The 24,303-nt window shown below is 65.7% G+C and carries 21 protein-coding genes; 9 read left to right on the top strand and 12 right to left on the bottom strand.

Going from position 1 to position 24,303, the window contains the following annotated elements; genetic code table 11:
- Nucleotides 1-21 precede the first annotated feature (21 nt).
- Complete coding sequence (locus OU682_RS04520; protein WP_268940869.1) at nt 22-669, top strand: lipid-binding SYLF domain-containing protein; 648 nt, start codon at nt 22-24, stop codon at nt 667-669.
- On the opposite strand, the gene OU682_RS04515 is transcribed toward OU682_RS04520, so the two are convergent.
- Nucleotides 666-1,313 (bottom strand): GntR family transcriptional regulator, encoded by a 648-nt coding sequence (locus OU682_RS04515; protein WP_268940868.1) that lies wholly within the window; start codon nt 1,311-1,313, stop codon nt 666-668. The two genes, OU682_RS04520 and OU682_RS04515, sit on opposite strands and share 4 nt — an antisense overlap.
- Before the next feature lie 32 nt (nt 1,314-1,345).
- On the bottom strand, nt 1,346-2,044 hold the full coding sequence (locus OU682_RS04510) for a M48 family metallopeptidase (RefSeq protein WP_268940904.1): 699 nt from the start codon (nt 2,042-2,044) through the stop codon (nt 1,346-1,348).
- A gap of 112 nt (nt 2,045-2,156) precedes the next feature.
- Here OU682_RS04510 and OU682_RS04505 point away from each other — a divergent pair, with 112 nt between their 5' ends.
- The gene (locus OU682_RS04505; RefSeq protein ID WP_268940867.1) at nt 2,157-2,471 is read left to right on the top strand and encodes an FYDLN acid domain-containing protein; all 315 of its coding nucleotides are present in this window, start codon (nt 2,157-2,159) and stop codon (nt 2,469-2,471) included.
- 106 nt (nt 2,472-2,577) lie between these two features.
- Here the strand turns inward: OU682_RS04505 and OU682_RS04500 are convergent, their stop codons facing one another.
- Nucleotides 2,578-3,015: a YybH family protein gene (locus tag OU682_RS04500; protein ID WP_268940866.1), complete on the bottom strand. Its 438-nt coding sequence runs from the start codon at nt 3,013-3,015 to the stop codon at nt 2,578-2,580.
- A gap of 181 nt (nt 3,016-3,196) precedes the next feature.
- Entirely contained in the window at nt 3,197-4,645 is a 1,449-nt protein-coding gene (gene guaB, locus OU682_RS04495) for an IMP dehydrogenase (RefSeq protein WP_268940865.1), read from the bottom strand.
- Nucleotides 4,646-4,893: 248 nt separating this feature from the next.
- Between guaB and OU682_RS04490 the strand changes: the two genes are divergently transcribed.
- The 6 genes from OU682_RS04490 (at nt 4,894) to OU682_RS04465 (ending at nt 10,689) form a co-directional block, all read left to right on the top strand.
- Nucleotides 4,894-6,042, top strand: coding sequence for an OmpP1/FadL family transporter (locus OU682_RS04490; protein ID WP_268940864.1), 1,149 nt, complete (start codon nt 4,894-4,896; stop codon nt 6,040-6,042).
- A gap of 103 nt (nt 6,043-6,145) precedes the next feature.
- Entirely contained in the window at nt 6,146-7,009 is an 864-nt protein-coding gene (locus OU682_RS04485; RefSeq protein ID WP_268940863.1) for an ATPase, read from the top strand.
- A gap of 2 nt (nt 7,010-7,011) precedes the next feature.
- A complete protein-coding gene (locus OU682_RS04480; RefSeq protein ID WP_268940862.1) occupies nt 7,012-7,938 on the top strand; it encodes a homoserine O-succinyltransferase in 927 nt (308 codons plus the stop codon).
- Between the two features lie 3 nt (nt 7,939-7,941).
- Nucleotides 7,942-8,820 (top strand): polyphosphate kinase 2, encoded by an 879-nt coding sequence (gene ppk2, locus OU682_RS04475; RefSeq protein WP_268940861.1) that lies wholly within the window; start codon nt 7,942-7,944, stop codon nt 8,818-8,820.
- A gap of 9 nt (nt 8,821-8,829) precedes the next feature.
- Nucleotides 8,830-9,552 carry an SDR family NAD(P)-dependent oxidoreductase gene (locus tag OU682_RS04470; protein ID WP_268940860.1) on the top strand — a complete coding sequence of 241 codons (723 nt, stop codon included), beginning with the start codon at nt 8,830-8,832 and terminating at the stop codon, nt 9,550-9,552.
- Between the two features lie 96 nt (nt 9,553-9,648).
- Nucleotides 9,649-10,689, top strand: coding sequence for an ABC transporter substrate-binding protein (locus OU682_RS04465; RefSeq protein WP_268940859.1), 1,041 nt, complete (start codon nt 9,649-9,651; stop codon nt 10,687-10,689).
- A 74-nt stretch (nt 10,690-10,763) separates the two neighbouring features.
- Here the strand turns inward: OU682_RS04465 and metH are convergent, their stop codons facing one another.
- The 7 genes from metH to xdhA form a co-directional block, all read right to left on the bottom strand.
- A complete protein-coding gene (metH, locus tag OU682_RS04460; RefSeq protein ID WP_268940858.1) occupies nt 10,764-13,493 on the bottom strand; it encodes a methionine synthase in 2,730 nt (909 codons plus the stop codon).
- Entirely contained in the window at nt 13,486-14,532 is a 1,047-nt protein-coding gene (locus tag OU682_RS04455; RefSeq protein ID WP_268940857.1) for a homocysteine S-methyltransferase family protein, read from the bottom strand. Before OU682_RS04455 ends, metH begins: the two co-directional genes overlap by 8 nt.
- A 147-nt stretch (nt 14,533-14,679) precedes the next feature.
- A complete protein-coding gene (locus OU682_RS04450) occupies nt 14,680-16,113 on the bottom strand; it encodes a mannose-1-phosphate guanylyltransferase/mannose-6-phosphate isomerase (protein ID WP_268940856.1) in 1,434 nt (477 codons plus the stop codon).
- A gap of 72 nt (nt 16,114-16,185) precedes the next feature.
- Nucleotides 16,186-17,469 carry a guanine deaminase gene (gene guaD, locus OU682_RS04445; RefSeq protein ID WP_268940855.1) on the bottom strand — a complete coding sequence of 428 codons (1,284 nt, stop codon included), beginning with the start codon at nt 17,467-17,469 and terminating at the stop codon, nt 16,186-16,188.
- Nucleotides 17,457-18,197 carry a xanthine dehydrogenase accessory protein XdhC gene (gene xdhC / locus OU682_RS04440; RefSeq protein WP_268940854.1) on the bottom strand — a complete coding sequence of 247 codons (741 nt, stop codon included), beginning with the start codon at nt 18,195-18,197 and terminating at the stop codon, nt 17,457-17,459. The genes guaD and xdhC overlap by 13 nt, the downstream gene beginning before the upstream one ends.
- Complete coding sequence (xdhB, locus tag OU682_RS04435; RefSeq protein WP_268940853.1) at nt 18,194-20,500, bottom strand: xanthine dehydrogenase molybdopterin binding subunit; 2,307 nt, start codon at nt 20,498-20,500, stop codon at nt 18,194-18,196. Before xdhB ends, xdhC begins: the two co-directional genes overlap by 4 nt.
- A gap of 3 nt (nt 20,501-20,503) precedes the next feature.
- Nucleotides 20,504-21,955 carry a xanthine dehydrogenase small subunit gene (gene xdhA / locus OU682_RS04430; RefSeq protein ID WP_268940852.1) on the bottom strand — a complete coding sequence of 484 codons (1,452 nt, stop codon included), beginning with the start codon at nt 21,953-21,955 and terminating at the stop codon, nt 20,504-20,506.
- Nucleotides 21,956-22,067: 112 nt separating this feature from the next.
- On the opposite strand from xdhA, the gene OU682_RS04425 reads away from it, so the two are divergent.
- Nucleotides 22,068-22,967 carry a LysR family transcriptional regulator gene (locus OU682_RS04425; protein ID WP_268940851.1) on the top strand — a complete coding sequence of 300 codons (900 nt, stop codon included), beginning with the start codon at nt 22,068-22,070 and terminating at the stop codon, nt 22,965-22,967.
- A 70-nt stretch (nt 22,968-23,037) separates the two neighbouring features.
- On the opposite strand, the gene OU682_RS04420 is transcribed toward OU682_RS04425, so the two are convergent.
- The gene (locus OU682_RS04420) at nt 23,038-24,300 is read right to left on the bottom strand and encodes a urate hydroxylase PuuD (RefSeq protein WP_268940850.1); all 1,263 of its coding nucleotides are present in this window, start codon (nt 24,298-24,300) and stop codon (nt 23,038-23,040) included.
- Nucleotides 24,301-24,303 lie beyond the last annotated feature (3 nt).

Raw genomic sequence — 24,303 nt, 5'->3', positions numbered from 1 at the left:
GCGACAAAAGCGGGGCAAGTGATGAGCAGAGATTTTCAGGCCAGGGTCGGCCGTCGCATGGTGCTGAAGGGCGCGGCCGGGACCGCCGCCCTGGCCTTGGCGGGCTGCAGCAACGCGGTCGGCACCAATGCGGGCGCGCAGCTTGATGCGCGGGTCGATGCGACGCATCAGTATCTGATCCAGAACTATCCGTCCGCGCAGTCGCTGGTGCAGAACGCGCGCGGCGTGCTGTACATGCCCCTGATGACCGAGGCCGCGCTTGGCGTGGGTGGCGCCTATGGCCAGGGCGCGCTGCGGATCGGCGGGGCGACGGTGGATTACTATTCCGCGACCCGCGCGACGGTGGGTTTCCAGGCAGGCGCGCAGCAATATGCGCATGTGCTGATCTTCCAGACGGATGCCGCGCTGTCGTCGTTCCGCGCGTCGCCCGGCTGGCTGGCCGGGGCCAATGCCTTCTACGCGATCCCCCAGGGCGGCATGGCGCTTGGCGCCGACACCATCACCGCGCAACTGCCGGTGGTCGCGATGATCTTCGGCCAGGCGGGGCTGATGGCGGGCGCATCCATCGAGGGCACGAAATACACCCGCGTCATTCCGTCCGAGATCCCGACGCTGGGCTTCGGCGGCATGGGCCTGCCGCAGATGCCCCAGATGCCGCAGATGGGCTAACCCGAGGTCAAGTGACGCAGCCCGTGCGTGACATCGGCGCGCACGGCCAGCCGCAGGGCGGGTTCGTCCCCCGCCCGCAGCGCGGCCAGGATCATCCGGTGATGGCGCGGCGGCTCGTTCCGCTTCACCCGGCCATAAAGCGCCCGCATCGTCGGGCCCAACTGCAGCCAGATCGTTTCCAGCATGGCCAGCATCGCCGGGGCCTGCGCGCGCAGATACAGCATCCGGTGGAATTCCAGGTTGCAGCGGATATAGCCGACCGCGTCATGGTTCTCGACCGCGTCCGCGATCCGCGCGTTCATCTGCGCCAGCCGGTCGATCAGCGCGAAATGCGCGCGTGGAAGGGCGCGGGCCGCCAGTTCCGGCTCGATCAGGGCGCGCAGGGCGGCCAGTTCCTCGATCCGGTCGTCCGACAGCGCAGGCGTGGTCACGCGGCCCGAGGCTGACAGGGTCAGCGCCCCTTCGGCCACCAGGCGGCGCACGGCCTCGCGTGCCGGGGTCATCGACAGGTGGTATTCGCGGGCGATGCCGCGCAGGGTCAGCGCCTTGCCCGGCGGCAGTTCGCCCAGCATGATCCGGCTGCGCAGGTTGCGATACAGCTTCTCGTGGGCGGAAGGATCGGTCGGGCGTGCGGGCGCGTTCATGGCCTGCTTTGTGATCACAAATACTCGGCGCGTCAATCCCCCGCCGGGTCACGGAACTGCCAGGCCATCAGATCCGCCCCGTGCCGCCGCAGCCAGTCGCGGTGGCGCGCATAATCCGGCATCAGCGCCGCCACTGCCGCCCAGAAGCGGGGCGAATGGTCCATGTGCCGCAGGTGGGCGACCTCATGGGCCGCGACATAGTCAAGCACCGCAGGCGGCGCCATCGCCAGCCGCCAGGAAAACATCAGCCGCCCGTCGGAGGTGCAGCTGCCCCAGCGGGACCGCGTGTCGCGCAGCACGATGGCCCGGAAGGAACGGCCAAGCGCCGCCGCATGACGGTCGCAGGCGGCGCGCAGGTGCTGCATGGCGAGATGCTTCAGGAAGGCCTGCACCACCGGAGCGGGCCGACGGGCGGCGGGCAGCAGCAGCGCCTCGCCCTTGATCCCGGCCACCCGGACGGCGGCGGGGGTAAGGGTCAGCATCGACCCCGAAACCGGCAGGGCGACCCCATGGCGCACGATGCTGGGCGCGGGCCGCCGCTCGGACGCCTGCAGCAGCCAGCGTGACTTCGACTCGGCAAAGGCCGCTCCGTCCGCCAGCGCCACATGCGCAGGCAGCGTCAGCACGACCGGGCCGCCGTCGCGCGGCACCCGCAGCGTCATCCGCCGCGCCCGGGCCGACCGCCGCCAGGTGATCCGCATTCCGTTGCCGATGGTAAACGCCTCGGCCATCCCCATGCCCTTGCCCTGCCGGTACATTGCCGTCAGAAAAGCCTTTGACACCCCCCGGCACCTGTGGCAGGGGGACCACCGATTTCCCTAAACGCGGCGGAAGGAGAAAGCCATGCCCAAAGAGGAATGGGGCACGAAACGCCTGTGCCCGCACTGTGCAACGCGGTTCTATGACCTGCAGGCCAATCCGATGACCTGCCCCGCCTGCGGGAACACGTTCACGCTGGAAAGCCTGACCGACTCGCGCGGCAAGACGCTGGTCACCGAAAAGACCGCCGTTCGCGAAGACGATGACCTGGTCGACGAGGACGAGGATCTGGGCGACGATGCCGGCGATCTGGACGACGACCTGCTGGAGGAAGACGATGACGACGGCGACGTGTCGCTGGACGACATCGCGGACGTCGCCGACAACGACGAGGAATAAGACGAAAAGGCCGGTCCAGCGACCGGCCTTTTTGCTGCGGCGACAGCAGGTTGGGCCTTGCGGCGGGATCGCCCGGCGATGAAGGCCGCCCCTGCGCTGCCGTCACTCAGTTGAAGGTATGCACGCTCAGCTTGAGGCTGCCATCTGCCTGCTTCTCGAAGACATGGGTCGCAATGCCACCCCAGGGCTGGTCGGCCCCTTGGGCGTCCTTGCCGGTCGCCGACCATTTGGCCGTTCCGACAAGCAGGTTGTCGTCGGCCCGCGTTTCGATCAGTTCCAGCTTGTGCCCCGTCACGCCCATGTCGAAAAGGCCGCCGAAGAACTTTTCCACCCCTTCGGGTCCCTTGATCACGTCATGCGTTGCAGGCAGGAAGATCGCATCCTGCCCGTAAAATGCCGCAACGGCTTTCGCGTCCCCTGCGTCGAAGGCGGCGTCCCAGGCCGAATAGGCCGCCGTGACGTCGTCGGCCGGATCAGCGCAGGCAGCGGTGGCTGCAAAGAGGCAAACACACACCGCGGACATAGAGGTCAGAGACTTGACCATAACTCCCTCCCTGCTGTCTCGGGACACGCCCCCCGTGCCCCCTGAGGATCATACGCTTCGGCAGAGAATTTGTCGACTTTCGGGACAGGGTGAGAGCAGTGGCTGCGGAACCGGGGCGTGCCCCGTTCGCCCCGGAAACGGTCATATGCCGCCGTTTCGGCACGGCGGCTCGGACCATTGGTTACCCGAGCCGATAGTTCGGGCTTTCCCGCGTGATCTGCACGTCGTGGACGTGGCTTTCCTTCAGCCCCGCGCCGGTGATGCGCACGAACTGGCAGTTCCGGCGCATCTCCTCGACCGTGGCGCAACCGGTATAGCCCATGGCCGCGCGCAACCCGCCGACCAGCTGGTGGATCACCGTTCCCGCCGGGCCCTTGTAGGGCACCTGCCCCTCGATCCCCTCGGGGACCAGCTTGTCGGTGGCTGCGTCCTTCTGGAAATAGCGGTCGGCCGACCCCCGCGCCATGGCGCCAAGGCTGCCCATGCCGCGATAGGACTTGAAGGACCGGCCCTGGTACAGGATCACCTCGCCCGGGGATTCGTCGGTGCCCGCGATGGCGCTGCCCACCATGGCGCAGCTTGCGCCCGCCGCGATGGCCTTGGCGAAATCGCCCGAGAACTTGATGCCGCCATCCGCGATGATCGGCACGTCGCCCGCCGCCGAGGCCGCGTCCATGATCGCCGTCAGCTGCGGCACGCCCACGCCCGCGACGATCCGCGTGGTGCAGATCGACCCCGGCCCGATCCCCACCTTCACAGCATCGGCGCCCGCGTCGATCAGCGCCCGCGTGGCTTCCGCCGTGGCGACGTTGCCCGCCACCACCTGAACCTGGTTCGAGAACATCTTGACGCGTTCGACAGCCTTGGCGACCCCTGCCGAATGGCCGTGCGCCGTGTCGATCACGACCATATCCACGCCGGCCTCGATCAGCGCCTGGCTGCGCTCGAAGCCCTCGTCGCCCACGGTCGAGGCCGCGGCGACCCGCAGCCGGCCCAGGTCGTCCTTGCAGGCAAGCGGGTTCAGCACCGACTGCTCGGTATCCTTCAGCGTCAGCAGGCCGGTCAGCTTGCCCTGCCCGTCCGTCACCAGCAGCTTCTCGATCCGGCGCGCCTTCATCAGGCTGATCGCCTCGCCCCGGTCGGCAGGCTCGCGCAGGACCGCCAGGTTTTCCGAGGACATCATCGCGCGGACCGGGGTGCGGTCGTCGCTGGCAAAGCGCATGTCGCGGTTGGTCACGATGCCGACCACGCGGCCGTGCTCGTCCACGACCGGAAAGCCGGTGACGTTGTAGCGGTCCTGCAAGGCCTTGGCATCGGCCAGCGTCTGGTCGGGGCGCAGCGTGATCGGGTTGTAGACGATGCCCGATTCGAACCGCTTCACGCGACGCACCTCGTCGGCCTGCCGTTCGGTCGTCAGGTTGCGGTGGATCACGCCCATGCCGCCCGCCTGCGCCATGGCAATGGCCATGCGGCTTTCGGTCACCGTATCCATGGCGGACGACAGCAGCGGGATGTTCATCGCGATGGAACGCGTGACGCGCGTCGTCACATCGGCGGTCGAGGGCATGACCGTGGATGCGGCAGGGACCAGAAGAACGTCATCAAAGGTCAGAGCCTCACGAATCTGCATGGCGGGTGTCCTTGCGGCAATTTCGTTTGGCAGTTTCCCCTTTCATGCGCTGCAGGGTTTGTCCAGCCCGGAGAGGCGATTTTGTTGCAGCCGTCCCCTGACCTGAAACAACCGAAAGTTGCCGCAAAGTCACGCGAGGCAATCGGATCAGCCACCGACGCCGCGTCATGTTGCACCGATAATTGATTCATAGGACATCAGGCGCAAAGCTGAATCCAGCGGTCGATCGGCCGCAAAGGGAGGAACTTATGAATAAAATCCTGACGGGCGTCGCGGCCCTGCTGATCTCGGCCTCGCCGATCGTCGCGGGCGGGATCGAACGCGCGCCGCAGTCGTTGTCGGTGCTTTTCGAGGAGGGAAACTACGCCGAGTTGAGCTTCGGCGGTGTCGATCCGACGGTCGAGGGCACGGACATTCTGGGCTTCGACACGGGCGACGTGGCGCAGGGCTATGGGTTCGTGGGTCTGGCCTACAAGCACCAGTTCACCGACAACCTGTCGGGCGCGTTCATCATGGAACAGCCGTTCGGGGCCGATGTGCGCTATCCCTCGGTGACCGATGGAGGCTCGCCTGTCCTTGGCGGCACGCTGGCACGGGTCGATTCGACCACCTTTACGGCGCTTGGACGCTATCGCTTCGACAACAACTTCTCGCTTCATGGCGGTCTGCGCGGCTCGAATGCCGAAGGCGAGGTGACGCTGAGCGGTCTGGCCTATGGCCCCCCTCCGCCAGCCATTACCCTGTCGGGCTATAACGTCAAGCTGGACAATGCCTGGGGCCTGGGTTGGGTCGCGGGCGCGGCCTACGAGGTGCCGGAAATCGCGGCGCGGATCTCGCTGACCTACAACTCGCCGATCGAACATGACTTCGATACCACGGAAAATACCGTCCTGGGCCGGGTGGACAGCGAGACGACGGTCAAGACGCCGCGCAGCTGGACGCTGGAAGGACAGACCGGCATCGCACCGGACACGCTGCTGTTCGGCTCGATCCGCTGGGTGAACTGGTCGGAATTCCGGGTGGATCCGCAGGCGCTGGTCTCGGCCCCGCCCTCAGGCTTTGGCGTCGAAGGCGGGCTGGTGGAACTGGAAGACACGACCACCTATACCATCGGCGTCGGCCGCAAGTTCACCGAGAACTGGTCCGGTTCGGCCTCGTTCGTCTATGAGCCGGAAAGCGACGACGACCTCGTCTCGCCGCTGGCGCCGACGAACGGGCGCACGGGCATCACGCTGGCCGCCGTCTATACGATGGACCAGATCGAGATCACCACGGGCATCAACTATAGCAAGCTGGGCGATGCGCGGCCCGAAACCGGCACGCCGGATGCGGAACGCGCCCGCATGGAAGACAGCCATCTGTGGGGCGTAGGCGTCCGCATCGGCTACAGCTTCTGACGCCAATTCACATGACAAGGGCATGGCCCCGCCTTCAAAAGGCGGGGTCTTTGCTTTCTGGAATCCGCGCATTACCTATGCGCCCGAAACGAAGGGGCATCCGATGATCTATCGCAGCGGCAGCGACTGGCTGGGGACAGGCGCCAAGCGCGTCGTGCTGTTCGGCATGTCGGGTCTTGGCAAGACCTATCTGGCCAACATGCTGCGCGATGCGGGCAATTGGTTCCATTATTCCGTCGATTACCGGATCGGCACCCGCTACATGGGCGAATTCATTGCCGACAACTTCAAGCGCGAGGCAATGAAGGTTCCTTTGCTGCGCGAGTTGCTGCTGTCGGACAGCGTCATCATCGCCAGCAACATCACCTTCGACAATCTGGCGCCCCTGTCCACCTATCTGGGCAAGCCCGGCAGCCCCACCCGGGGCGGCCTTCGCTTCGACGATTACTGCCTGCGCCAGAACCAGCATCGCCAGGCCGAGATCTCAGCCCTGCTGGACACGCGCCATTTCATTAATCGCGCCCGCGACATCTATGCCATCCCGAATTTCGTCTGCGACAGCGGTGGGTCGATCTGCGAGGTGGTGGACCCCCACGACCCCGCCGATCCGGTCCTGCAGGCCTTGGAACGCGACCTGCTGATGGTCTGGATCAAGGGCTCGGACGCGCATACGGCGGAACTGGTGCGCCGCTTCGACCGGGCGCCGAAGCCCATGTATTACCAGCCGGAATTTCTGGACAGGGCCTGGATCACCTATCGCGTCGAGAAGGGCCTGGCAGAGCATGAGGTGAACCCCGACGACTTCATCCGCTGGACCTATGCACGCGCGCTGGCGGACCGCCAGCCGCGATACGAGGCGATGGCACGGCGCGGCGTCACCGTCCTGGCCGAGGAAGTCGCCGAGGTGAAATCCCCCGCCGACTTCGCCCGCCTGATCGCCCGCGCCATCGACCGCAAGGAAGACTGACAATGCCCATCACCCTCAACGAGAACCTGCCCGCCTACCGCATCCTGTCGGATGAGGGCGTGATGGTCATGTCTCCGGGCCGGGCCGCGACACAGGACATCCGGCCCCTTCGCATCGGGCTGCTGAACCTGATGCCCAAGAAGATCCAGACCGAGAACCAGTTCGCCCGGCTGATCGGCGCAACCCCGCTGCAGATCGACTTCCAGCTGATCCGCATGTCGGACCACGAAAGCCGCAACACGGCCGCCGATCACATGGAAAGCTTCTACCGACCCTTCCGCGAGGTCGAGGCGACGGGCGAGAAGTTCGACGGCCTCCTCATCACCGGTGCCCCTGTCGAACTGCTGCCCTTCGAGGACGTGACCTATTGGGACGAGCTGACGCGCGTCTTCGACTGGACGCAAAGCCATGTCCATTCCACCTTCGGCGTCTGCTGGGGCGGCATGGCGATGGCCTGGCATTTCCACAGGCTGGAAAAGCACGCGCTGGACCACAAGGCCTTCGGCTGCTTCCGCCACCACAACGAGGCCCCGGCCTCGCCCTATCTGCGGGGCTTTTCGGACGATGTGCTGGTGCCCGTCAGCCGCTGGACGGAAATCCGGCAGTCCGACGTGGACGCCCGTCCGGCGCTGCGGACCCTGCTGGCCAGTGAACAGGCCGGCCCCTGCCTGCTGGAGGATCCGGGGCATCGCGCGCTCTATATCTTCAACCATCTGGAATATGACAGCACGACGCTGAAAGAGGAATACGACCGTGACGTGGCCATGGGCAAGCCGATCAACGTGCCCGCGAACTATTACCCCAATGACGACCCCTCGCGCACGCCCTCGAACCGCTGGCGCAGCCATGCCCATCTGCTTTACGGTAACTGGATAAACGAGATCTATCAGACCACGGAATACGACCTGTCCCGCATTGGCCAAGGATAAGACATGGTGACGACACCGGACCTGCCGCTGGTCGGCAAGATCACCGAGGCGCTGAAGGCTGCCCCGTCCGAGATCCGCAAGGCGCTGAAGGGGGCGGGAAAGAACGACATCCTGGATCCGGGCTATCCCTACCGGCAGGAAATCGACTCGAAGACCTATGACGCGAAGATGGACCAGTTGCAGCTGCAACTGGTGCGCATGATGCGCGACGTCGTCGCCACCAGAAAGCGACTGGTCGTCCTGTTCGAGGGGCGTGACGCCGCCGGCAAGGGCAGCACCATCGAACGGCTGCGCGAGAACCTGAACCCGCGTTCCGCCAATATCGTCGCCCTGCCGACCCCCAGCAGCCGCGAGGCAAGCCAGTGGTATTTCCAACGCTATGTGGACTGGCTTCCCGCCGCCGGAGAGATCGCGCTGTTCGACCGCAGCTGGTACAACCGCGGCGTCGTGGAACGCATTTTCGGCTTCTCCACTGAACAGCAGCGCAACGCCTTCTTCCGCCAGCTGCCGAGCTTCGAGCAAACCCTGGTCGATGACGGCATCATCCTGGTCAAGCTGTGGCTGAACGTGGGCCGGGCCGAACAGATGCGGCGGTTCCTCGACCGCGAGTCCGATCCGCTGAAGCAGTGGAAGCTGTCCTCGATCGACGTGGAAGGGCTGGCGAAATGGGACGAATACACCACGGCGATCCGCGACACGCTGAACCTGTCCCATTCGCCGATCGCGCCCTGGACCGTGATCCGTTCCGATGACAAGCGCCGCGCGCGGCTTGCCGCAATCCAGACCGTGCTGAACGCCGTCGATTTTGCGGGCAAGGACGTCAATGCCATCGGCATACCCGATCCGGCGATCACCGGCGGGCCGGAACTGCTGGACCGGTAGGGGAAAGCGATGGAACTGAAAGACAGCCGAGCCATCGTGACCGGAGGAGCCTCAGGCCTTGGTGCGGCGACGGCTGCCTGGTTTCGTTCGCAGGGGGCGAGGGTCGTGGTCCTGGACCGCGAGGCAAGCGACGATCCGGACCATGTGCAAGCGGATGTGACCTCGGCCGACAGCGCGACGGCTGCCATTGCGCAGGCCGTGGGGCTGATGGGCGGGATCGACATCTGCGTGAACTGCGCGGGCATCGTGATCGGCGAAAAGACCGTGGGCCGGAAAGGAGCGCATGACCTCGACGCCTTTTGCCGCGTGATCGAGGTCAATCTGATCGGCAGCTTCAACGTCCTGCGGCTGGCGGCCGTGGAAATGGCGCGGAACGGCCGGGCGGAAAACGGCGTGATCGTCAATACGGCATCCGTCGCGGCCTTTGACGGCCAGAAGGGCCAGGCGGCCTATGCCGCGTCCAAGGCCGGAATTGCCGGCATGACCCTGCCCTTGGCGCGGGACCTTGCCGGCCTGAACATCCGCGTCTGCGCCATCGCGCCCGGCATCTTTGCCACGCCCATGTTGCGCAGCCTGCCGCCCGAAGTGCAGGACGGGCTGGCCGCCGAGGTGACCTTTCCGCCCCGGCTGGGCGATCCGCGGGAATTCGCGCGGCTGGCTGCCCATATCGTCGAGAACGGCTATCTGAACGGCGAGGTGATCCGCCTCGACGGAGCCCTGCGCATGGGCTAGACAGCCCGGCCTTCACCGATCCGCGATACCCTTGCACGACGGTTTTCCCGCCGCTAGCGTCTGCATCGAACGCCCAACAGGAAGGCCCGTTTGTCCATGCGCTTGCTTGTCACCACCGCCCTTGCATCTGCCATCGCCCTGCCCGCCCTGGCAGCGGATCCCGAGCTGACCGTCTTCGACTGGGCGGGGTTCGAGGAGCCGTCGATCTTCCAGGCCTATATCGACAAGCATGGCGACAGCCCGACCTATGCCTTCTATGGCGACGATGACGAGGCGTTCCAGAAGATCGCCTCGGGCTTCAAGGCCGATGTGGCCCATCCCTGCAGCCAGATGGTCAGCAAGTATCGCGACGCCGGGCTAATCGAGCCATGGGATACCTCGAAGATCCCGAACTTCGACAAGATCGACCCGCAGTTCCTGGCCTCGGAGGTGTTCAAGGACGACGAGGGCGTCTGGTATATCCCGACCGATTGGGGCGCGACCGCCATCGCCTACAACACCGAGACGGTTCCGGCCGAGGACGTGTCCACGCTGCAGGTCTTCGTCGATCCGAAATACCAGGGCCGCACCTCGCTGCCGGATTCCTCGGACGATGTCTGGGCGCTTGGCTATCTGGCGACCGGCACGACCGACTGGACCAATGTGACCGACGAACAGTTCCAGGCCGCCGCCGACTGGCTGCGCAAGGCGCATCAGAACGTCGCGGCCTATTGGGCCGATCCGTCCGAACAGGCGCAGCTGATGGCCTCGGGCGCGGTGGACATCGCATGGTCCTGGAACGACGGGGTGACCTATCTGCGGGCCGACAACTATCCGGTGGGCTTCCAGCGGGCGCCCAAGGAAGGCTCGTCAACCTTCTTCTGCGGTTACATCAACCTGAAGGACGGGCCGGGCAACGAGGAAAAGGCCTACGACTTCATCAACGCCTGGCTGGAGCCGTCGGCCGGCAAGGCGCTGCTGGACACGATCGGCTATGGCCACACCTCGACCGAGGCGATGGCGACCATCGCGGACGAGCCCGCGGTGAAGGAGGGCCTGTCCGAGGTCGATGCGCCGATCCTGGCCCAGACCCCGAACGACCCGGCACAGCGAGAAAAGCAGCTGGCCGAGTTCGAGAAGATCAAGGCCGGGTTCTGATTGGCGAGCGCCGGGGGACTTCACGTCCCCCGGGCCCCCTGTGGGATATTTGGACCAAGGTGAAAGGGCGAGGCTTACGCAGCCTCGTCCTTTTTCCGTGGCGTATAGTTCAGGATGGGCGCCAGCCAGCGTTCGGCGTCGGCCAGATCCATGCCCTTGCGCGCGGCATAGTCGCGGGCCTGGTCTTCCTCGATCTTCGCCACGCCGAAATAGTAGCTTTCGGGATGACCGACATAAAGGCCGGACACAGATGACCCCGGCCACATCGCCATGCTTTCCGTCAGCGTCACGCCGGTGGCGGCTTCCGCGTCCAGCAGCCGGAACAGGGTCAGCTTTTCGGTATGGTCCGGCTGGGCGGGATAGCCCGGCGCGGGACGGATGCCCTTGTAGGGCTCGCCTATCAGATCCTGCGGACTGAAGGTTTCGTCGGAGGCATAGCCCCACAGCTCCTTGCGGACCCGTTCGTGCAGCATCTCGGCCATGGCCTCGGCGATGCGGTCGGCAAGCGCCTTGACCATGATCGCGGCGTAATCGTCATTCGCGCGTTCATAGCGGGCGGCGATCTCGGACTCCTCGGGGCCTGCCGTCACGACAAAGCCGCCGACATAATCGGGCCGTCCCTCGGGCGCCACGAAGTCGGACAGCGCCACATTCGGGCGGTCGCCGCGCTTCGTCACCTGCTGGCGCAGCGTGTGCAGCGTGGCCAGCGTTTCGCGCCGATCCTCGCCGGTGAACAGGCGGATGTCGTCGCCGACCGCGTTGGCGGGCCAGAAGCCCACCACGGCGCGGGGATTGAACCACTTGCCCTCGATGATCCGGGCCAGCATGTCCTGCGCCTCGGCAAACAGCGCCCGCGCGGCCTCTCCCTGCTTTTCGTCTTCGAGGATGCGGGGATAGACGCCCTTCAGTTCCCAAGTCTGGAAGAACGGCGTCCAGTCGATATAGCGCGCGATCTCGGCCAAATCCCAGTCGTCGATGGTGCGGGCGCCGGTGAACTGCGGGGCCGTCGCCCGGTAATCGGACCAGTCTACCTTCAGGGCATTGGCCCGCGCGGCGGCCAGCGGCAGGCGCTGCTTGGCAGCCTCGGCCCGCTCATGGCGTTCGGCCACGTCCAGGTATTCCGCGCGGATCGCATCGACATAACCCGCCTGCTGCGACGGCGACAGCAGGGACGACACCACCCCAACCGCCCGGCTGGCATCGGTGACATAGACCGCCGCGCCCTTGTGATAGCGCGGCGCGATCTTGACCGCCGTGTGGATCTTCGAGGTCGTGGCCCCGCCGATCAGCAGCGGCACCTGGAAGCCCTCGCGCTCCATCTCGGATGCGACATGCACCATCTCGTCCAGGGACGGGGTGATCAGGCCCGACAGGCCGATCACATCGACGTTCTGTTCGCGCGCGACCTCCAGGATCTTCTGCGCTGGCACCATCACGCCCAGGTCGATGACCTCGTAATTGTTGCAGGCCAGGACGACGCCGACGATGTTCTTGCCGATGTCGTGGACATCACCCTTGACGGTCGCCATCAGGATCTTGCCCGCAGCCTGGCGTTCGCCGCTGCCGCCATTGGCCGCCTTCTCGGCCTCCATGTAGGGCAGCAGGACGGCGACCGCCTGCTTCATCACGCGGGCCGATTTCACCACCTGCGGCAGGAACATCTTGCCTGCGCCGAACAGGTCGCCCACCACGTTCATCCCGGCCATCAGCGGACCTTCGATGACATGCAGCGGGCGTTCGGCCTGAAGGCGCGCTTCCTCGGTATCGGCTTCGATATACTCGGTGATGCCGTTCACAAGCGCATGTTCCAGCCGCTTTTCCACCGGCCATTCGCGCCAGGACAGGTCCTTCTCGCGCGCCTTCTGGCCGCCCTCGCCCTTGAAGCGTTCGGCGATGTCCAGCAGCCGCTCGGTCGCGTCGCCACCAGCCTTGGGGCGGCGGTTCAGGACCACGTCCTCGCAGGCCTCGCGCAGATCCGCGTCGATCTGGTCATAGACCGCCAACTGGCCCGCATTGACGATGCCCATGTCCATGCCCGCCTGGATGGCGTGATACAGGAACACGGCGTGCATCGCCTCGCGCACGGGTTCGTTGCCGCGGAAGGAGAAGGACAGGTTCGACACCCCGCCCGAGACATGGGCGTGCGGCAGGTTCCGGCGGATCCAGCGCGTGGCCTCGATGAAATCGACGCCATAGTTGTTGTGCTCCTCGATCCCGGTGGCCACGGCGAAGATATTGGGGTCGAAGATGATGTCCTCGGGCGGGAAACCCACCTCCTCGGTCAGGATCCTGTAGGCGCGGGCGCAGATCTCGATCTTGCGGGCGCAGGTGTCGGCCTGGCCCTGTTCGTCGAAGGCCATCACCACGACCGCCGCGCCATAGGCCAGGCACAGCGATGCCTGGTGGCGGAACTGCTCCTCGCCCTCTTTCATGCTGATCGAGTTGACGACCGGCTTGCCCTGCACGCATTGCAGGCCCGCCTCGATCACCTCCCATTTGGAGCTGTCGATCATCACCGGGACGCGGGCGATGTCGGGTTCGGCCGCCAGCAGGTTGAGGTATTCGACCATGGCGGCCTTCGAATCGATCAGGCCCTCGTCCATGTTGATGTCGATGATCTGCGCGCCGTTCTCCACCTGGTCGCGCGCGACCTCCAGCGCGGTTGCATAGTCGCGGTTGGTGATCAGCTTGCGGAATCGGGCGCTGCCCGTGACGTTCGTGCGTTCACCGATATTCACGAAGGGAATGTCGGGCGTCAGGGTGAAGGGTTCCAGGCCCGACAGGCGCAGGTGACGTTCAAGCATATTCGGGCACCTTTCGGGGACTGTACTGGGCCACCGCCTCGGCAATGGCGCGGATGTGGTCGGGCGTGGTGCCGCAGCAGCCGCCAACCACGTTCACCAGCCCCTCGCGGGCGAATTCGGCAACCTGCACGGCAGTGTCGCTGGGGCCTTCGTCATACTGGCCGAAGGCATTGGGCAGCCCGGCATTGGGATAGGCGCAGATGTTCGTTTCCGCCACGCCTGACAGTTCGGCCAGATGCGGGCGCATGGCCGACGCGCCAAGCGCGCAGTTCAGCCCCACGGACCAAGGCCGGGCATGGCGAACGGAATGCCAGAAGGCTGTCGGCGTCTGACCCGACAGCGTGCGCCCCGAAGCGTCGGTGATCGTGCCCGAGATCATAAGCGGAAGCCGCTGCCCATGCGCCTCCATCGCCTGGATGCAGGCGAAGATCGCGGCCTTGGCGTTCAGCGTGTCGAATATCGTCTCGATCAGCAGGATGTCGGCGCCGCCCTGGATCAGGCCCTGCGCCTGCTGCAGATAGGCGACACGCAGATCGTCGAAGGTCACAGCGCGATAGCCGGGGTTGTTCACGTCCGGGCTGATGGATGCGGTACGGTTCGTGGGCCCTATGGCGCCCGCGACGAACCGGGGCCGCCCGTCCTGCGCGGTGGCGCGGTCCAGCGCACGGCGGACGATGCGCGCACCCTCGACGTTCAGGTCATAGACGGCGGCCTGCATCCCGTAATCGGCCTGCGCGATGGTGGTCGCGGAAAACGTGTTCGTCTCGACAATATCCGCGCCCGCCATGGCATAGCGGAAATGGATTTCCTCGACCGAATCGGGCTGCGTCAGCACCAGCAGGTCGTTGTTGCCCTGCTGCGGATGGTCGGAATGATGGCGGCAGGCATGGCCTGACCCGTGGCCGGTATAATCATCCTCGGCCAGCCCAAGCTGCTGGATCTGCGTGCCCATCGCCCCGTCAAGGATCAGGATCCGTTCGGCTGCCGCGCGATCCAGCGCCGCGAATGCAGGGGATGGGGAAAGTCTGCCGGTCATCATGTCACCCTTGCCAGGAAGGCGCAGATATAGCGACAGATGGCGGGACCGGCAAATTCATAATCCTATAGAAGATTATGAACTGCCGGCATGTTCATTCTGGCCGGAGTATCCCGCGTGGGTGGGGAGACGCGAAGCCCCCGCCCTTTCTCATTCCGCGCTGCTGCGCGCATAGACATCCTCGTACCGGACGATGTCATCCTCTCCCAGATAGCTGCCGGTCTGCACCTCGATCAGAACCATCGGCACCTTGCCGGGGTTTTCCATGCGGTGGACGGCACCCAGGGGAACATAGATCGACTGGTTTTCCGTCACCAGCGTGACCCGGTCATCCACCGTCACCTTTGCGGTGCCGCTGACCACGATCCAGTGTTCGGACCGATGCACATGGCTTTGCAGCGACAGGGCAGCGCCGGGCTTCACGACGATCCGCTTGACCTGGAAGCGGTCGGCCAGGGCCAGCGTCTCGAACCAGCCCCAAGGGCGATGATCGCGCGGAAAGGCCGTGGCCTGCCTGCAGCCCCTGTCCTTCAGGGCGGCCACGGCATGGCGCACGTCCTGCGCCCGGTTCTTGTCCGCCACCAGCACCGCGTCCGAGGTCGCGACAACGATCACATCCGTCAGGCCGATGCCCACCACCTGCAGATCCTCGCTGTCCGACCGCAGCAGCACGTCGTGGCAGTCGATGGCGGTCGAGTTTTCGTCCGCCACCACGCCGTTGTTCGAGGGTGCCTCCAGCAGCGCCTCGCGCCAGACGGCATCCCAGCCGCCCAGATCCGACCAGCGTTCGGAAAAGCGCACAACGGTCAGGTTGTCGGCCTTTTCCATCACGGCATAGTCGATCGACTGGTCGGGCAGGTTGTCCCACGGCACGCGCGCCAGCCGCAGGAAGCCGATATCGTCCTGCGCATCGTCCAAAGCCGTCAGCACGGGCGACAGGTATTCGGGGGCATGGGTCCGGAAGGCCTGGATCATGGTGTCGGCCTTGAACAGGAAGATGCCCGCGTTCCACAGGAAATTGCCCTGCGCCACCATCTGCGCCGCCGTCACCGCGTCGGGCTTTTCCACGAAGCGCGCCAAGGGCTGCGGACCGTCGCCCTGCCCCCCCAGTTCCAGATATCCATAACCCGTCTCGGGCCGGTCGGGGGTTACGCCAAAGGTCACGATGCGGCCGTCCGCCGCCGGTTCCACGCCCTGGCGCACGGCGCGCGCAAAAGCGGCCTCGTCCGGAATGACATGGTCCGAAGGCGCGACCAGCACCAGCCCCTCGGGGTCTTTCGCGGCGACCATCAGCGCGGCGACAAGGATCGCGGGCGCAGTGTTGCGGCCCGAGGGCTCGATCACGATGGCGCCGGGCCGGATGCCGATCTGGTCCAGCTGTTCCGCCACGATGAAGCGGAAATCGGCATTGGTCATCACCAAGGGGTCGGCGAAATCCTGTCCCGCCAGCCTTCGGGCGGATGCCTGGAACAGCGTCTCGTCCCCCACCAGCGGCGCGAACTGCTTGGGAAAGCTCTTGCGGGACACCGGCCAAAGCCTGGTTCCCGATCCGCCGGCCATCAGAACGGGGGTGATCTTGGTCATGACGCTGTCCCTTGCAACCTGATTACGCGCAAGGGATAGCCTGCCGCACCGCAGCGGAAAAGACCCTCAGACTCAACCGGCGGTTTTCATCGGCTGGCCCGCGACATAGGTCTGCGCGATGCTGCGGTCGTCGCCCATGATCTGCAGGATGAACAGTTCCTGCTCCAGCGTCTCGGCCCGGTCCATGCGCAGCGTCATCGCCGGCGTGGCGCGGCTGTCCAGCACCACAAGGTCGGCCATGCTGCCCGCATCCAGCGTGCCGATCTGGTCCGCCATGCCCAGGGCAACCGCATTGCCGCGCGTGATCCAGTGGAAGGCCGACAAGGGCGTCAGCTTCTGGCCGCGCAGCTGCAGGATCTTGTAGCCCTCGTTCAGGGTCTGCAGCATCGAATAGCTGGTGCCGCCGCCGACATCCGTGGCAACGCCGCTGACCACGCCCGCCGCGCGAAGGCCCGCTTCGTCGAACAGCCCCGATCCCAGGAACAGGTTCGATGTCGGGCAGAAAACCGCGCGGCTGCCGGTTTCCGCCATGCGCTCGATCTCGCGCGGGCGCAGGTGGATCGAATGGCCCAGCAGCAGCTTGTCGGACAACAGGCCATAGGTTTCGTAGATGTCCAGATAATCGCGCGCCTGCGGATAAAGGCTCAGCGTGAACTCGATCTCGTCCTTGTTCTCGGACAGGTGGGTCTGGATGTGGCAGTCGGGATGTTCGCGGACCAGCGTGCCCGCCATCTCCATCTGCTCGGGCGTCGAGGTGATGGCGAAGCGCGGCGTGATGGCGTAACGCTGCCGGCCCTTGCCGTGCCAGCGGTGGATCAGCGCCTTGCTGTCGTCGTATCCCTGTTGGGGTGTGTCCAGAACCTCGGGCGGTGCGTTGCGGTCCATCATCACTTTGCCCGCGACCATCGCCATGTTGCGGGCATGGGCCGCGGAAAACAGCGCCTCGGCCGATTCCGGGTGGACCGAGCAGAAGGCGACGGCCGTGGTCGTTCCGTGGTCCGTCAGCAGGTTCAGGAAGGCGTCGGCCATCGCCGGGGCATGGCCCTGCTGGCGAAAGCGCGATTCCTCGGGGAAGGTATAGGTGTTCAGCCAGTCCAGAAGCTGCGCGCCCCAGCTGGCGATCACCTGGACCTGCGGGAAATGGATATGCGTGTCGATGAAGCCCGGCATGATGAGGTGCGGGCGGTGGTCGATTTCCGCCAGGCCCTCGCGTGCGAGGTTCGCGTATTCGTCCACGGCCAGGATGCGGCCGTCCTCGATCAGGATGGCGCCGTCTTCAATGTAGCGGTGATTGTCGGTGGTGTCTTGCGGGTCGGCATGAAAGCCCAGAACGCGGCCCCGGATCAGCTGTTGCATGAATATTTTCGCAAGGAAGATGTGGCGGTCAGCCGCGCGATCAGTTCGGCGGCGGTGAAGGCGGCGATGACCGCCGGGCGCTTGTCATGGGTGAAGCCCGCGCCGATGGGGCAAATGAGGGGTGCGGGGTCGATGCCGCGATCGCGGGCGAAGCGGCTGAATTGCGCGCGTTTCGTGGCGCTGCCGATCATCCCGACATAGGACAGATCGTCGCGCGACAGCGCCTCGGCCGCCAGCAGGAAGTCCAGCGCGTGGTCATGGGTCAGGATCACCACGGCGCTGCCGGGGCGGGCCGCACGGATCTCGGCCTCGGGCAAGGGGGTCAGGCGGGTTTGGATGCCGGGGGCGGCCTGGGCCAGTTCCTCGGGGCGGGTGTCGATCAGCAGGACGTTGACCGGCAGGGGCTGCAGGGCCTGGGCCAGGGCGCGGCCGACATGGCCCGCACCAAAGACCAGCACGTCGGCATGGTCCTCGGGCGTAGGCCCTTCGCGGTCCAGTTGCAGAACCACCCTGCCCCCGCAGCATTGCCCGATCTCGGGACCCAGGGGGATGTCCATCCGGGCCTCGGCCTCTCCGCTGGCCAGCATCTGGCGGGCGCGGTCGATGGCCATGTATTCCAGCTGGCCACCGCCGATGGTGCCGGCAACGCGGTCGTCATCCACGAACATCTCGGCCCCCGCATCGCGCGGCGTGGACCCGCGGGCCGATATGACCCGGACGCGGATCATTCTCTCAGCGCCTCGATCGCCATCAGCACGCGTTCGGGCGTCGCGGGCGCGTCCAGCCGCGCGGGTTCGCGATAGTCGCTGAAGGACGCGACGGCCATGTTGATCGCCTCGAAGACGCTGATGCCCAGCATGAAGGGCGGCTCGCCCACGGCCTTGGACCGCTTGATGCTGCGCTCGCTGTTTTCCGACCAGTCGGCCAGCGTGACGTTGAAGACGCGCGGCCGGTCGGACGCCAGCGGAACCTTGTAGGTCGAGGGCGCGTGGGTCCGAAGCCGGCCCTTTTCGTCCCACCACAGCTCCTCGGTCGTCAGCCATCCCGCGCCCTGGACGAAGGCGCCTTCGACCTGGCCCTTGTCCAGCGCGGGGTTCAATGAGCGTCCCACATCGTGGATCATGTCTGCCCGGTCGATCACGTATTCGCCGGTCAGCGTATCGACCGAAACCTCGGACACCGCCGCCCCATAGGCATAGTAATAGAAAGGCCGGCCCCGCCCGGTCGCGCGGTCCCAATGGATTTTCGGCGTCTTGTAGAAGCCCGCCGCCGACAGGTGGATGCGCGCCATGTAGGCCGCCGCGATGACCTCGTTCCAGGGGATCAGGTGATCGCCCGCGCGGATATGGCCGGGCACGAAGCGCACGTCATCCTTGGGCTGCTGCCAGCGTTCGGCGACGAATTCGACCAGCCGTGCCTTGATCTGTTCGGCCGCGTCCAGCGCCGCCATGCCGTTGAGATCCGTCCCTGACGATGCCGCCGTGGCCGAGGTATTGGGCACCTTTTCCGTCGTGGTCCTGGTGATCTTGATGCAGGTGATGTCGCACTGGAACGCCTCGGCCACGACCTGGGCGACCTTGGTGTTCAGGCCTTGGCCCATCTCGCAGCCGCCGTGGTTCAGCGCGATCGAGCCGTCGTTGTAGACATGGATCAGCGCGCCCGCCTGGTTGAACCAGGTCGCGGTGAAGCTGATGCCGAACTTCACGGGCGTCAAGGCGATGCCCTTGCGGATCACGCCGCCCTTCGCGTTCCAGTCCAGCACCGCCTGCCGGCGCGCATGATAATCGCTGCTGGCTTCCAGGTCCTCGAAGATGCGGGGCAGGATCTGGTCGGTGACCTCCTGGTGATAGGGGGTCAGCTGGCCGTTCTGGTAAAGGTTGGCCTTGCGGATCTCCAGCGGGTCGCGGCCCAAGGCATAGGCGATCTCCTCGATCATGCGTTCGGCCACGATCACGCCCTGCGGCCCGCCAAAGCCGCGGAAGGCGGTGTTGCTGACCGTGTTCGTCTTCATCGGATGGCTGCTGACGCGCACGTCGGGATAGTAATAGGCGTTGTCGCAGTGAAACAGCGCGCGGTCCGTCACCGGGCCGCTGAGATCCGCCGAAAAGCCGCAACGCGCGAACCAATCGCCCTTGACCGCACGGATCCTGCCGTCGTCGTCGAAGCCCACCTCGTAATCCACGACGAAATCGTGGCGCTTGCCGGTGGCGGTCATGTCGTCGTCGCGGTCGGGGCGGATCTTGACGGCGCGGTTCCAGCGCTTGGCGGCAATGGCCGCGACGCAGGAAAACAGGTTCATCTGCGTTTCCTTGCCGCCAAAGCCGCCGCCCATGCGGCGCACGTTCACGACCACGGCGTTGTTCTGGCAGCCCAGCACATGGGCCACCATGTGCTGCACCTCGGACGGGTGCTGGGTCGAGACGTTGATGGTCACGTCCTCGTCCTCGCCCGGCACGGCCATGGCGATCTGGCCTTCCAGGTAGAAATGGTCCTGCCCGCCGATGTTGAAGCGGCCCTTGATGACATGCGGGGCGGCGGCCATGCCTGCATCCGCATCGCCCCTGCGCAGGGTCAGCGGATCGGTCACATAGCCCATGCCGGCATCGCGCGCCGCGATAGGGTCCAGCGCATGGGGCAGCACGTCATAGGTGATGCGCGCCTTGTGCGCCGCGCGCCGCGCCTGGTCGCGGGTTTCCGCGATCACGGCAAAGACCGGCTGGCCCCAGAACAGGACCTCCTCCTCGGCAAAGATCGGGTCGTCGTGCTTGCCATTGGGCGAGACATCGTTGACGCCGGGAATGTCCTTGGCGGTCAGCACGCCGACCACGCCCGGATGGGCCAGCGTTTCGGTGAAATCCATGCCGGTGATCTTGCCGTGGGCGCATTGCGACAGGCCCAGATAGGCGTGCAGCAACCCATGGGGCTCGGCCAGGTCGTCGGTATAGTCGGCGCGGCCGGTGACATGCTTGATGGCGCTGTCATGGATGGTGTCCTGATGCGCCTGTCCGCGAATGATGGTTTCGTCTTTCATGGATCACACTCCCACGGCTTCATGCAGGCGAACGGGCAGGCCGGGCTCCGACTGTTCCAGCCAGAAGCGGCGGAACAGGTTCGAGGCCACGGTGCGGCGGTAATCGGCGCTGGCGCGCCAGTCGGACAAGGGCGTGAAGTCGTCGGCCACCGCCCGCGCTGCAGCCTCGAAGCTTTCGCGGGCGAAGGGCTGGCCTTTCAGCGCGGCCTCGGCCCCCGTGGCGCGCTTGGGCGTGCCCGCCATGCCGCCAAAGCAGATGCGGGCATCGGTGATGGTGCCATTTTCAACGGAAAGGCAAAAGCCGGCGGCAACGGCGGTGATGTCGCTGTCGCGGCGCTTGCTGATCTTGTAGGCGGCAACCTTGGCCTGCGGGCGGATCGGGATGATGACCTCCTCCACGAATTCACCCGGCGCTCGGTCCTGCTTGCCATATTCGATGAAGAAATCCCCCAGCGGCAGTTCGCGCCGCGCGGCCCCCTTGCGCAGCACGATCCGCGCGCCAAGCGCGATCAGCAGCGGCGGCGTGTCGCCGATGGGCGAGCCGTTGGCGATATTGGCGCCGATGGTGCCCATGTTGCGCACCTGCCAGCCGCCGATGCGCAGCCAATAGTCATAGGCGGCGGGGATGTGCTGGCGGATCAGCGGTGCGGCCTCGCTGTAGGTCACGCCCGCGCCAAGCCGGATCTCGCCATTCTCGACGCGCTTGCCCTTCATCAGGTGGCCGATGAAAACCGCTGGGGAAATGTCGCGCATGAACTTCGTGACCCACAGGCCCACATCGGTCGCCCCCGCGATGATCGTGGCCTTGGGCTCGGCCTCCAGCACCGCGGCAAGGTCGTCCACATCCGCGGGGATGATGGCGCGTTCGCCGTCCTTCGAGAGTTCCACCCGTTCGCCGCGCATGTCGCGCAGCCTTGCGGCCACCATCTCGCGTTCCACTGCCAGCGCATCGGCGGCCTGCCCGCCCGCGCGGCCGGCGGCCAGCGCGGCCTTGATGATCGGCTCATAGCCCGTGCAGCGGCAGATGTTGCCCTGCAGCGCGACCTCGATATCGGTGACCGAGGCATCGGGATTGCTCATCCACAACCCGTAGAGCGCCATCACGATGCCCGGCGTGCAGAAGCCGCACTGGCTGCCGTGGTATTCCACCATGGCCGCCTGGATCGGGTGCAGCCCGCCCTCGGGACCGCGCAGATGTTCCACCGTCACCACATGGCAGCCGTGGCACGACGCCAGGAAGCGGATGCAGGCATTGACCGGCTCATAGACCAGGCCGTCGTCGGTCAGCCTTCCCACCAGCACCGTGCAGGCGCCGCAGTCGCCCTCGGCGCAGCCTTCCTTGGTGCCGGTCAGGCGCCGGTTGATGCGCAGGAAATCCAGCAGCGTGTCCGAGGCGCCGACGGCGGTCAGTTCAACCTGTTGACCGTTCAACAGAAAGCGCAGCTCGGGTGTCATGGCATTCCTCTTGGCTGTGGACCCGCCATGAAGCTAGGCGGAAAAAAACGGTTGCGAAATCGGTCCCGACCCGGAAGACTTTACACGATTCCTTGAAAACGGCCTATCACTCATGTCCTATCTTGAAAGCCTGCGCGTCTTCGTCCGTGTGGTCGAACTGGGTTCGATCACTGCCGGAGGCAGGGATCTGCGGCTTTCCCCGGCAGTTGCCTCGAATCGCATCAAGGATCTGGAAAACCGCTTTGGCGTGCGGCTGCTGAACCGCACCACCCGAAAGCTGACGTCCACCGAGATCGGGCGAGCCTTTTACGACAACGCCCGCCGTGTGATCGACACGCTGGATGAAGCCGAGGCGCTGGTCAGCAGCTTTTCGGGTCGTCCTCAGGGGGTGATCCGCCTGACGGCGCCATTGGGTCTGGGGCGGCGGCTGATCGCGCCGCTGATCCCGCCCTTCTGCGCGGAAAACCCGGGCGTGGATTTCCGGCTGCGGCTTTCCGACCGCAACGTGAATATCGTGGAAGACGCCATCGACCTGGCCTTCTTTCTGGGCGAGCCCGCCGATTCGGCGCTGAAATGGCGCAAGATCGCGGACTGCCCGCGCGTGCTGGTCGCCTCGCCCGACTATCTGTCGCGCAGCGGGACGCCGAAGGTGCCCGAGGATCTGGTGGATCACAACTGCCTGTTGCTGCGCTATCCCCGCAGCCCCGAGTATTACTGGGTCCTGCAGTCCGAGGACGGACCGCAGAAGATGATGGTCGGCGGGCGCTTCGACACCGACGACGGCGACGTGCTGACCGCCTGGGCGATCGGCGGCGAGGGGATCGCGAACCGTCCCCTCTATGAGGTGGGCGCGGACATCAAGGCCGGCCGCCTGGTCGAGATCCTGCCCAACAACCGCCCCCTGCCCGCGCAATTCGGATGCCTGACCCCGCACCGGCGGCTGCAGGACCCGAAGGTGCGGATGTTCGCGGACTTCGCGGTGCGGGAATTGAAGAAGATCTTCGAGCGCTAGGACAGGAAAACGGCCGCTGCACGATTGCCGCGGCCGTTTGCAGTCCCGCCTGGAGGAGTTCCAGCCCCGCCTACATCCCGGCCAGGCTCGCGCCCCCGGCGGCGCGGAACCAGCGGATGATCTGCTCACGCTCCTGCGGTTCCATGTAGGTCACGTTGGCAGGCGGCATGGCGTTGGTCAGCCCGGCCTGGACATAGATCTCGCGCGCGTGCCTGGCGATGTCGCCCGGGGTCTCCAGGAAGACCCCCTTCGGAGCATGATGGATGCCTTCGTATCCCGGTTCGCGGGCGTGGCACATCGAGCAGCGGCCCAGCACGGCGTCGCTGACCTGCTGGAAACCCTCTGCCTCGGCGAAGCGGGTCTCGACGGGGGTCAGAGGACGCGCCTCGGCCTGTTCCAGCGTGTCCTGGTTCAGCCCGGCCGAGGACAGCCACATCACCATGATGAACAGCACCGCCGTTACCGCCCAGGTCCACCACTGATACCCCTTGCGGGCATGCATGGTGTTGAAGAAATGCCGGATGGTCACGCCCATCAGGAAGATCAGCGCCGCGATCAGCCAGTTGTACTGGCTGGCGAAGGCCAGCGGATAGTGGTTCGACAGCATCAGGAAGATGACCGGAAGCGTCAGGTAGTTGTTGTGGGTCGAACGCAGCTTGGCGATCTTGCCGTATTTCGGATCGGGTGCGCGCCCGGCCTTCAGATCCGCCACCACGATCCGCTGGTTCGGCATGATGATGAAGAACACGTTTGCCGTCATGATCGTCGCGGTGAAGGCGCCCAGGTGCAGCAGCGCGGCGCGGCCCGTGAAGATCTCGTTGTAGCCCCAGCCCATCACGACAAGCGCGACGAACAGCAGCAGCATCAGGATCGTCGGCGTCTCGCCCAGCTTCGACTTGCAGAGCGTGTCATAGATCAGCCAGCCAAGCGCCAGCGAACCCGCGGAAATCAGGATCGCCTGCCAGGTCGCCAGATCGGCCTTGGCGGTGTCGATCAGATACAGGTTCGCGCCCGCCCAATAGGTGACCATCAGCAGCGCCGCGCCCGACAGCCAGGTGGCGTAGCTTTCCCATTTGAACCAGGTCAGGTGCTCGGGCATCCGCTCGGGCGCGACCAGGTACTTGTTGATGTGATAGAAGCCGCCGCCGTGGACCTGCCATTCCTCGCCATGTGCGCCCTTGGGCAGGCCCGGCACCTTTTGCAGCCCCAGGTCGAGGGCGATGAAGTAGAAGGACGATCCGATCCAGGCGATGGCGGTGATGACATGGGTCCAGCGGATCGCGAAGGCCAGCCATTCCCAGATGACGACGTGGTCGGGGACAAGGTGCAGCATGGG

It is taken from the genome of Paracoccus benzoatiresistens (assembly GCF_026913015.1).
Taxonomy (GTDB): domain Bacteria; phylum Pseudomonadota; class Alphaproteobacteria; order Rhodobacterales; family Rhodobacteraceae; genus Paracoccus; species Paracoccus benzoatiresistens.
The sequence above is the reverse complement of the archived record's forward strand: the minus strand, read 5'-3'. Positions and strand labels throughout refer to the sequence as shown.

Bases quoted from the DNA above. Each gene is read 5' to 3' on its own strand.
- OU682_RS04520 (WP_268940869.1), top strand. From the start codon at position 22: ATGAGCAGAGATTTTCAGGCCAGGGTCGGCCGTCGCATGGTGCTGAAG.
- OU682_RS04515 (WP_268940868.1), bottom strand. From the start codon at position 1,313: ATGAACGCGCCCGCACGCCCGACCGATCCTTCCGCCCACGAGAAGCTG.
- OU682_RS04510 (WP_268940904.1), bottom strand. From the start codon at position 2,044: ATGGCCGAGGCGTTTACCATCGGCAACGGAATGCGGATCACCTGGCGG.
- OU682_RS04505 (WP_268940867.1), top strand. From the start codon at position 2,157: ATGCCCAAAGAGGAATGGGGCACGAAACGCCTGTGCCCGCACTGTGCA.
- OU682_RS04500 (WP_268940866.1), bottom strand. From the start codon at position 3,015: ATGGTCAAGTCTCTGACCTCTATGTCCGCGGTGTGTGTTTGCCTCTTT.
- guaB (WP_268940865.1), bottom strand. From the start codon at position 4,645: ATGCAGATTCGTGAGGCTCTGACCTTTGATGACGTTCTTCTGGTCCCT.
- OU682_RS04490 (WP_268940864.1), top strand. From the start codon at position 4,894: ATGAATAAAATCCTGACGGGCGTCGCGGCCCTGCTGATCTCGGCCTCG.
- OU682_RS04485 (WP_268940863.1), top strand. From the start codon at position 6,146: ATGATCTATCGCAGCGGCAGCGACTGGCTGGGGACAGGCGCCAAGCGC.
- OU682_RS04480 (WP_268940862.1), top strand. From the start codon at position 7,012: ATGCCCATCACCCTCAACGAGAACCTGCCCGCCTACCGCATCCTGTCG.
- ppk2 (WP_268940861.1), top strand. From the start codon at position 7,942: ATGGTGACGACACCGGACCTGCCGCTGGTCGGCAAGATCACCGAGGCG.
- OU682_RS04470 (WP_268940860.1), top strand. From the start codon at position 8,830: ATGGAACTGAAAGACAGCCGAGCCATCGTGACCGGAGGAGCCTCAGGC.
- OU682_RS04465 (WP_268940859.1), top strand. From the start codon at position 9,649: ATGCGCTTGCTTGTCACCACCGCCCTTGCATCTGCCATCGCCCTGCCC.
- metH (WP_268940858.1), bottom strand. From the start codon at position 13,493: ATGCTTGAACGTCACCTGCGCCTGTCGGGCCTGGAACCCTTCACCCTG.
- OU682_RS04455 (WP_268940857.1), bottom strand. From the start codon at position 14,532: ATGATGACCGGCAGACTTTCCCCATCCCCTGCATTCGCGGCGCTGGAT.
- OU682_RS04450 (WP_268940856.1), bottom strand. From the start codon at position 16,113: ATGACCAAGATCACCCCCGTTCTGATGGCCGGCGGATCGGGAACCAGG.
- guaD (WP_268940855.1), bottom strand. From the start codon at position 17,469: ATGCAACAGCTGATCCGGGGCCGCGTTCTGGGCTTTCATGCCGACCCG.
- xdhC (WP_268940854.1), bottom strand. From the start codon at position 18,197: ATGATCCGCGTCCGGGTCATATCGGCCCGCGGGTCCACGCCGCGCGAT.
- xdhB (WP_268940853.1), bottom strand. From the start codon at position 20,500: ATGAAAGACGAAACCATCATTCGCGGACAGGCGCATCAGGACACCATC.
- xdhA (WP_268940852.1), bottom strand. From the start codon at position 21,955: ATGACACCCGAGCTGCGCTTTCTGTTGAACGGTCAACAGGTTGAACTG.
- OU682_RS04425 (WP_268940851.1), top strand. From the start codon at position 22,068: ATGTCCTATCTTGAAAGCCTGCGCGTCTTCGTCCGTGTGGTCGAACTG.
- OU682_RS04420 (WP_268940850.1), bottom strand. From the start codon at position 24,300: ATGCTGCACCTTGTCCCCGACCACGTCGTCATCTGGGAATGGCTGGCC.